Source organism: Leptothoe sp. PORK10 BA2, from assembly GCF_034932105.1.
In the GTDB taxonomy this organism is placed as follows: domain Bacteria; phylum Cyanobacteriota; class Cyanobacteriia; order Phormidesmidales; family Phormidesmidaceae; genus Leptothoe.
Map to the genome: position 1 here is coordinate 1 of NZ_JAYGIG010000188.1, position 5,984 is coordinate 5,984.

Here is a 5,984-nt window from a genome sequence, read left to right on the forward strand (position 1 = left end):
GACGACGACGCTATGGGCTGCGATTCAATTTGATAGCGGCACTCTACAATTATGAACTCAACCTTGCCGAAGACTGGCAGCAAAATACAGCAATTTAGCACATAATCATTTTTGCAAGAGGTCTATTTAATTGGCTACTATCAAGTCAATCCAAATCTCACCCTAAATCTGGGATTGTTTAATTTGCTTGATACTGACTATGAGTGCTACTCAGATGTGCGCTTTTTAGATAGTAACGATGAACTATTCAACCTGCAGCAAGCCCGTTTTGAGCAACCAGGGCTCAATGTGCAAGCTGGGGTTACCTGGCAGTTTTAATGTTGTGATTAACCAGTGATAAAGTGCTCAGCTTACAAGGAGAGAGATAATGGGTATACAACGTTTTGGTCAATTATTTGGCGGATTGGGAATGGTAGTTACGATTGTCGCTTGCAGTCCCAGTTCTTCTGTATCACCGGAGGCAACAGAAATCGTGACATCTCCTGAAAACACGCCCCAAAAGATTGTTGCCCTTACCTCCATCAGTGCTGATATTGTCCAAATTCTGGCCGCCGATACTCTGGTAGGCATTCCCGGCAGCCCAATACTTACAAACGATCCCCGTTTTAAGGGATTAACCGTTGTGAGCAGCGGACGGACTGAACCCGATTTAGAAAAAATTGTGGCTCTAGAACCAGATCTTGTCATTGGTGCTGCTGGGTTTCACGACAAAACGTTAGAGCGATTGACGGATCTTAAAATCGATGTTTTATCAGTAAACATTACAAACTGGGAAAGCCTTAAAAGGCTAACTCAGACCTTAGCTACCCAGCTTGCCGCCGATCCCACACCGTTAGTTGAACGCTATGATGCCTGTCTGGCCCAGGCCGACGATTTTGGCCCCACTGCTATTGTGCTAGCTAGCCGCGAACCTATACTATCCCCTAACAAAGACAGCTGGGCCGGAGACTTTCTAGAAAAGTTTAATATCCAAAATTCAACCGCCAGCATTCAGGGGCAAAGCGAATTTCAAGGATATATTACGCTCTCTCCTGACAAAGTTTTAGAGATGAACCCGGAACAACTATATTTTGTTGACTCCGGCGGTGGTGTCGAAGCAGAAATAGCTCAGCTCAAAACCGATCCCTTTTGGGGGCAGCTGACGGCGGTTCAATCAGCTCAGGTCTATGTTTTCGACTATCACGGTTTAATCAATCCAGGCAGCGTGAAAAGTATTGAACGAGTTTGTGAGGCTCTCAGCTAAACTCACCCTATCTTTTCTTTATCTGGCCTTACATTGGACGCCATCCATAGCAGCTGGATGAGTCCCATGGAAATGCATACTGTGGGAGTGGCCATCCTCATTATGGAAAAAGCCTAAAAACTGACGTCGCGACCAGGGTGAAGTCGGTGCTTGATGGGGCATGGTGAGACGGTGAAGCAAAATTTTGAGAATAATTCCTAATAAGGATTCATCAAGTATCTTAGCTCACCGTTCGCTGATTTTATTTAGTGGTTCAACAAAATGTGAAAACACTACAGATAGTGTATGACTGATGAAATTTGCTCTGTAGTTGGCTGGGTAGCCATGAGGAAAATCGGATTTCATAACTTCCTTCTTGTGTCAAGATGCAGAAAACCTATTGCTACCCTAGCTTTTCTGAAATCTCAGAAATTTTGAGCGAACCATGAATCTTAGTATTAAAAATTTTGTACTTTATCTAAGCTGAGCCATAGTTACAAACTTCTTGAGATCCCTTATCATGAAGCCACGATCTACACCTAAGTAAATGCACTTTATCTGGGTGTAAATTGCATATTCTAATGGCCCCATTCCATGGATTGTCATACCTGGCTATTCATTATCTGCTTTGTCGCCGTATCTTTCTGTGGGCTTAGGCTCTCGTGGCTATGGTGCCACCGTCCACGGTATGAAAAATGGCAACAGCGCTCTCAGGCAAAGACTAATTACGGAAAGTTTCGTCGCTCTAAATACGATGTGCATTATGTACCTCGCAAATGAAATTTAGATGCAATAGCCAATAAACTATTTGTTTCAGATCAAAGGCAGATCGCGCAAAAGGGTAGTGCATTAATGTAAAGGATAGAGGAAAATAAGACATAGCTGTTGCGACTCTAGAGGAGTAGAGCAGATGCCAGTTGAGATGACTTGTCCAACCTGTGGCTCGCACGACATTTCAAAGAACGGTACAACCCGTCGAGGCAAGCAAAACTATAAATGCCGAGACTGCAACCGACAGTTTGTTGAAGACCCGCAATGGAAGCCGAGAGATAGGAACGAGCAGAGTTTAGTAGGTCTTCTCCTGCTGGAGAAAATTCCGTTGGCAGGCATCGTCAGAGCTACAGGCGTTTCAGACAGTTGGCTGCAAGATTATGTCAATGCTTGCTATGCAGCTATGCCTCAAGTGGCTGAAGTCGTACCTAAAGCTAGTAGTCTGTCATGATTCAATTTTTGGGTAGAGGTGTTTTAGCTTGATGCGTGCATCATCGGTGGTAAATTGCCAATCAATCCCTTTTTGTTTTTGATTGCGCTGCAGGGTCCACTGCTGGGCTTGTTGTTTAATATCGTCAAGATACTCGATGCGTTGAGAGAGACATTGGCGAGTGAGCACGCTCAATTCAGGCTCCGCCATATTCAACCAACTGCCATGTTTGGGCGTATGAACGAGCTTGAGTTTCTCGATCAGGCGTTGGGCCTCTTGAGGTTCGAAGGCTTTATAGAGACTGGCCAAGGTGTGGGTATTCAGGTTGTCACACACCAAGGTAATCGTTTCAGCCATTGCATAGCGAGGGTGGTCAACCAATTGCTGGACATACTGTGCCCAATCGACCGCGGTTCGACGCTCGCTAACCTGAACATCGCGCCATCCGGCTAGGGGTTCGACAAACATCCACACGGTGCACACCCCTTGACGGATATATTCGGAGTCAACCCGAGTGGGGGTGCCGGGTTGGACCGGTTGGGGGGTCTGTTTTTCGGCCATTAATTGCTTCGGTTGCTCATCCATACAGACCTGTGGATGTCGGGGATCATAGGGGCGCTTATACACCTCAAGCACCTGTTCCATCTGACACACAAACGCCGCATCCTGCTCAGGGGGAATGCACCACATCTCCTGACGCCAGGGTTGCAGCTCGTTTTTTTAGGGTCTGACGGATGGTTTCATGACTGACACTATCCACAATGTCGAGTTCGACAACGCTCTCTGCCAATAAGCGCAGACTCCAGCTACCATACCCCGTCGGAGGCTCTGAGCAGGTTAAGGCCACTAATCGAGCTTCTTTGTCGCCATCAAACTTGGCCTCCGTGGGGGGATGTTGACGAGGTTTACGTCCCAACAGGGATAAGGGACGGGAGCACGTCATCCGCTGGCGGATGAAAAATAATCCAGTTGTTGATTGAGATAAGCGGATCTCAACTTGAGCATTTGCGGCAACGTTTCTTCATTCCATTGAGCACCGGTCACCTGCAGTCTGGCATCGATCTGTTTGACCCAAGATTCAACGGGACCAGAGCCAATGGGCAAGCCTTCCATCTGGTAGTAGCGATAGTTGGGAATACGGCCAGCATGGCCTTTGAGATAGTTGCTGAATCGTTGGGCTGAGTCAGTGTCCAACTCATACCAATTCGCGTTTTAAAACGTAATTCTCATGTGAGGGAAATTGGTCATAGACGTTATCTTTTCTGGAAGGTCTATGAGTTCTTTAAGTCCTTTGCATAAGGTATCGGATACAGCATCGAGAGAGTCAAACACACGATTGTAGAAGTGTTTCTCTCGAATCTCCTCCCAGACATGCTCGACTGCGTTGAGTTCTGGACTACGAGGGGGTTGAATAATCAATCGAATATTTTCTGGAATGACTAAGGCTTGTCCTGTATGGTAGGCGGCTCCATCCACCTGCATCACCACAAAATAGTCTGAAAAATCTTGGGACACTTGTTTTAGAAACAAATTCATCATCTCGGTGTTGGAGTACGGTAAGACCAAAGCTGTCATCATCCCTAAGGCTGGGGCTACGGCCACATAGCTATAGAGATATTCACGCACTAACTGTTGCCCACTTTCAGGCCATATCCCAGGACCACACCAAGCGCTCATGACTTGCCCCAATCTACCGAAACGACCTTCATCCTCTGCCATGATGATAACCGGACGTGAGTCCGCCTGAGGACGGTCTGCTAAGGCTGCTTGAACCAAGTCTGGAAAGTTTTTTTAAAAGTCGCTTGGGCTTCTTTGTCACCCTCTGGATGATAGGGACGAGGCCTCAATTTACGCCAGCTATGCCGCTTCAGTAGACGATAGATTGTGCTTGGGACAACGGGGCTCCCCACTTCTGTCTCGAAGGCTTTCTGAATCGCCTCAATCGTCGTCAAATGCCCGCTCTTGGCAGATTCATTAAAGGCTGATAAAAACGCTTCTTCTTCTTCAAAGTCCAGATACGCACGAGGACTTTTCCCTTGTCTACCCATGGTCTCAATCGCAGCCACCCCCTTGCGGTTGTAGTCCGCGATCACCTGATGAACAGTGCGCAGGCTAGTAGCTGTGTGTTTTGCAATGTCTGCGGCCGGGCGAGGGTCGACCAGCGCGTTATGAATGATCATCCATTTCTGCTGACGACGAACTGTCGATGCTGTCGCAATTTTGGCTTTCACTTCGTCCTCACTTAGATGTGGCTTGACGGAACTCACTCGGCTCATAAAGTCTGAGAATTACGACTGGTATGTATAGACTATCTAAATGACGTATCTAAATGCAAATTGGTATCAGGAGGGCATGAGGTAGGTTGCGAGCAGGACATCTCAGCATACAAAGTCAGAGGCTATGCTTTTTTTGAAACACAGCCCTGGGATGTTCTTTTTCTAGAGACTTTCACCAGTTAGAGATGAACTTCGCACTATCCAGCTGCTTAACTCTATGCCTAGGACCGTAAGCCTGGAAATAGCTATTTCCAGAAATGGTTTAAATGGAAACTGTTGCTTTAGTTTCTAGATGCCATGGCAAATCGGCTGCTGCAGTTTCTCAACCCTGATAACTTTGAGCAGGCGTGGCAGAAGGTAGCTGCCAATAATGGTTGTGCGGGTGTAGATCGAGAGACTATTAGGCAGTGTGGTGAACAGATAGAGTGTAACCTTGCTAAACTGTTGCACCAGGTTGCCAGGGGCACCTATCGGCCCTTGCCCCTGAGACAGATTGCAATTCCTAAAAAGTCGGGGGGCTGGCGAATTTTACGGGTGCCGACGGTACGAGATCGCATCGTAAGCAGGCGCTGTTGAATGTGTTGCACCCGGTGTTAGAACCCCAGTTTGAGCCGGTGAGTTTTGCCTATCGGCCTGGCCACTCCCATAAACTAGCCGTGAAAAAGGTGAGTGCCTGGCATCGACGTGGCTATGACTGGTTATTAGACCTGTTGTGAAATAGGGGATAATTGTCTCTAAAGCCAGTTGACCCAGGTGTGCCGTGCTGAATCTTCAACGTGCCCTCAAGAGTGACCGCCTTGTGCGAGCTTTAACCGGTTTGAACCGGAAAGCCTTTAAGGAACTTAAATTCGCCTTTGCTCAGGTGTGGAGCAATGCCGAGGTGCCCCGACGGAGTACCCCGTCAACGATCGAGGGGAGCCGGACGAAGAGCCACGTTAGGGACGGTCGAGGCGAAACTGTTCTTCATCTTGTTTTACTTCAAGGTGTATCCCACCTTCTTCGCCTTGCCCAGGGTAACTATCTAATCATCGTTGAGGGTAAAAGTGACGAAGTAATGCGAGCGGAGATGATCTTACTCAACGATCGAGGCATAAAGGAATGGAGTATTTTTGATGCCCATAAGCGATGGAACCAATCTTTTAGAAAAACCTGCCTAAATAGGGTTTGCTGAAAAACTCAATCAGGATAGAATCCGTGCGCTCAATCTGTCAAACACAAGTTGTCGCATTTGATTAATGCATTAGCGATGGGCTCCCAGGTGTGATGTGTCTCTTGCAACCAGGGC

At 47.4% G+C, this 5,984-nt stretch carries 9 protein-coding genes and 2 pseudogenes; 6 read left to right on the plus strand and 5 right to left on the minus strand.

Features of this window, described 5'->3' with window-relative positions:
- Positions 1–111: 111 nt before the first annotated feature.
- From VB741_RS25825 to VB741_RS26580, 3 genes and pseudogenes are all read left to right on the plus strand, one after another.
- On the plus strand, positions 112–318 hold the full coding sequence (locus tag VB741_RS25825; protein WP_323368103.1) for a hypothetical protein: 207 nt from the start codon (positions 112–114) through the stop codon (positions 316–318).
- A 49-nt stretch (positions 319–367) separates the two neighbouring features.
- Positions 368–1,243, plus strand: coding sequence for an ABC transporter substrate-binding protein (locus VB741_RS25830; RefSeq protein WP_323368104.1), 876 nt, complete (start codon positions 368–370; stop codon positions 1,241–1,243).
- A gap of 889 nt (positions 1,244–2,132) precedes the next feature.
- Positions 2,133–2,252 (plus strand): annotated as a pseudogene (locus VB741_RS26580) (IS1/IS1595 family N-terminal zinc-binding domain-containing protein); the annotation flags it as partial.
- A 186-nt stretch (positions 2,253–2,438) separates the two neighbouring features.
- On the opposite strand, the gene VB741_RS25835 reads toward VB741_RS26580, so the two are convergent.
- The 5 genes and pseudogenes from VB741_RS25835 to VB741_RS25855 form a co-directional block, all read right to left on the minus strand.
- The gene (locus tag VB741_RS25835) at positions 2,439–3,113 is read right to left on the minus strand and encodes an IS630 family transposase (RefSeq protein WP_323368105.1); all 675 of its coding nucleotides are present in this window, start codon (positions 3,111–3,113) and stop codon (positions 2,439–2,441) included.
- Positions 3,094–3,366: a helix-turn-helix domain-containing protein gene (locus tag VB741_RS25840; RefSeq protein WP_323368106.1), complete on the minus strand. Its 273-nt coding sequence runs from the start codon at positions 3,364–3,366 to the stop codon at positions 3,094–3,096. Before VB741_RS25840 ends, VB741_RS25835 begins: the two co-directional genes overlap by 20 nt.
- A pseudogene (locus VB741_RS25845) lies at positions 3,363–3,620 on the minus strand (ISKra4-like element ISLesp1 family transposase); the annotation flags it as partial. The gene VB741_RS25840 and the pseudogene VB741_RS25845, both read right to left, overlap by 4 nt.
- A gap of 15 nt (positions 3,621–3,635) precedes the next feature.
- Positions 3,636–4,142: a transposase gene (locus VB741_RS25850; RefSeq protein WP_323368107.1), complete on the minus strand. Its 507-nt coding sequence runs from the start codon at positions 4,140–4,142 to the stop codon at positions 3,636–3,638.
- 38 nt (positions 4,143–4,180) lie between these two features.
- Positions 4,181–4,699, minus strand: coding sequence for a helix-turn-helix domain-containing protein (locus VB741_RS25855; RefSeq protein WP_323368108.1), 519 nt, complete (start codon positions 4,697–4,699; stop codon positions 4,181–4,183).
- A 297-nt stretch (positions 4,700–4,996) separates the two neighbouring features.
- Here VB741_RS25855 and VB741_RS25860 point away from each other — a divergent pair, with 297 nt between their 5' ends.
- Genes VB741_RS25860 through VB741_RS25870 form a run of 3 tightly spaced genes read left to right on the plus strand, consistent with a single transcriptional unit; the run spans position 4,997 to position 5,870 of the window.
- Positions 4,997–5,275, plus strand: a complete 279-nt coding sequence (locus tag VB741_RS25860) for a hypothetical protein (RefSeq protein ID WP_323368109.1) — start codon at positions 4,997–4,999, stop codon at positions 5,273–5,275.
- Positions 5,272–5,415 (plus strand): hypothetical protein, encoded by a 144-nt coding sequence (locus tag VB741_RS25865; protein WP_323368110.1) that lies wholly within the window; start codon positions 5,272–5,274, stop codon positions 5,413–5,415. Before VB741_RS25860 ends, VB741_RS25865 begins: the two co-directional genes overlap by 4 nt.
- 44 nt (positions 5,416–5,459) lie before the next feature.
- Complete coding sequence (locus VB741_RS25870; protein WP_323368111.1) at positions 5,460–5,870, plus strand: hypothetical protein; 411 nt, start codon at positions 5,460–5,462, stop codon at positions 5,868–5,870.
- Positions 5,871–5,984: the final 114 nt, after the last annotated feature.

Coding starts and splice junctions, on each gene's coding strand:
- VB741_RS25850 (WP_323368107.1), bottom strand. CDS start 4,142: ATGGCAGAGGATGAAGGTCGTTTCGGTAGATTGGGGCAAGTCATGAGC.
- VB741_RS25840 (WP_323368106.1), bottom strand. CDS start 3,366: ATGACGTGCTCCCGTCCCTTATCCCTGTTGGGACGTAAACCTCGTCAA.
- VB741_RS25855 (WP_323368108.1), bottom strand. CDS start 4,699: ATGAGCCGAGTGAGTTCCGTCAAGCCACATCTAAGTGAGGACGAAGTG.
- VB741_RS25860 (WP_323368109.1), top strand. CDS start 4,997: ATGGCAAATCGGCTGCTGCAGTTTCTCAACCCTGATAACTTTGAGCAG.
- VB741_RS25835 (WP_323368105.1), bottom strand. CDS start 3,113: ATGTGGTGCATTCCCCCTGAGCAGGATGCGGCGTTTGTGTGTCAGATG.
- VB741_RS25830 (WP_323368104.1), top strand. CDS start 368: ATGGGTATACAACGTTTTGGTCAATTATTTGGCGGATTGGGAATGGTA.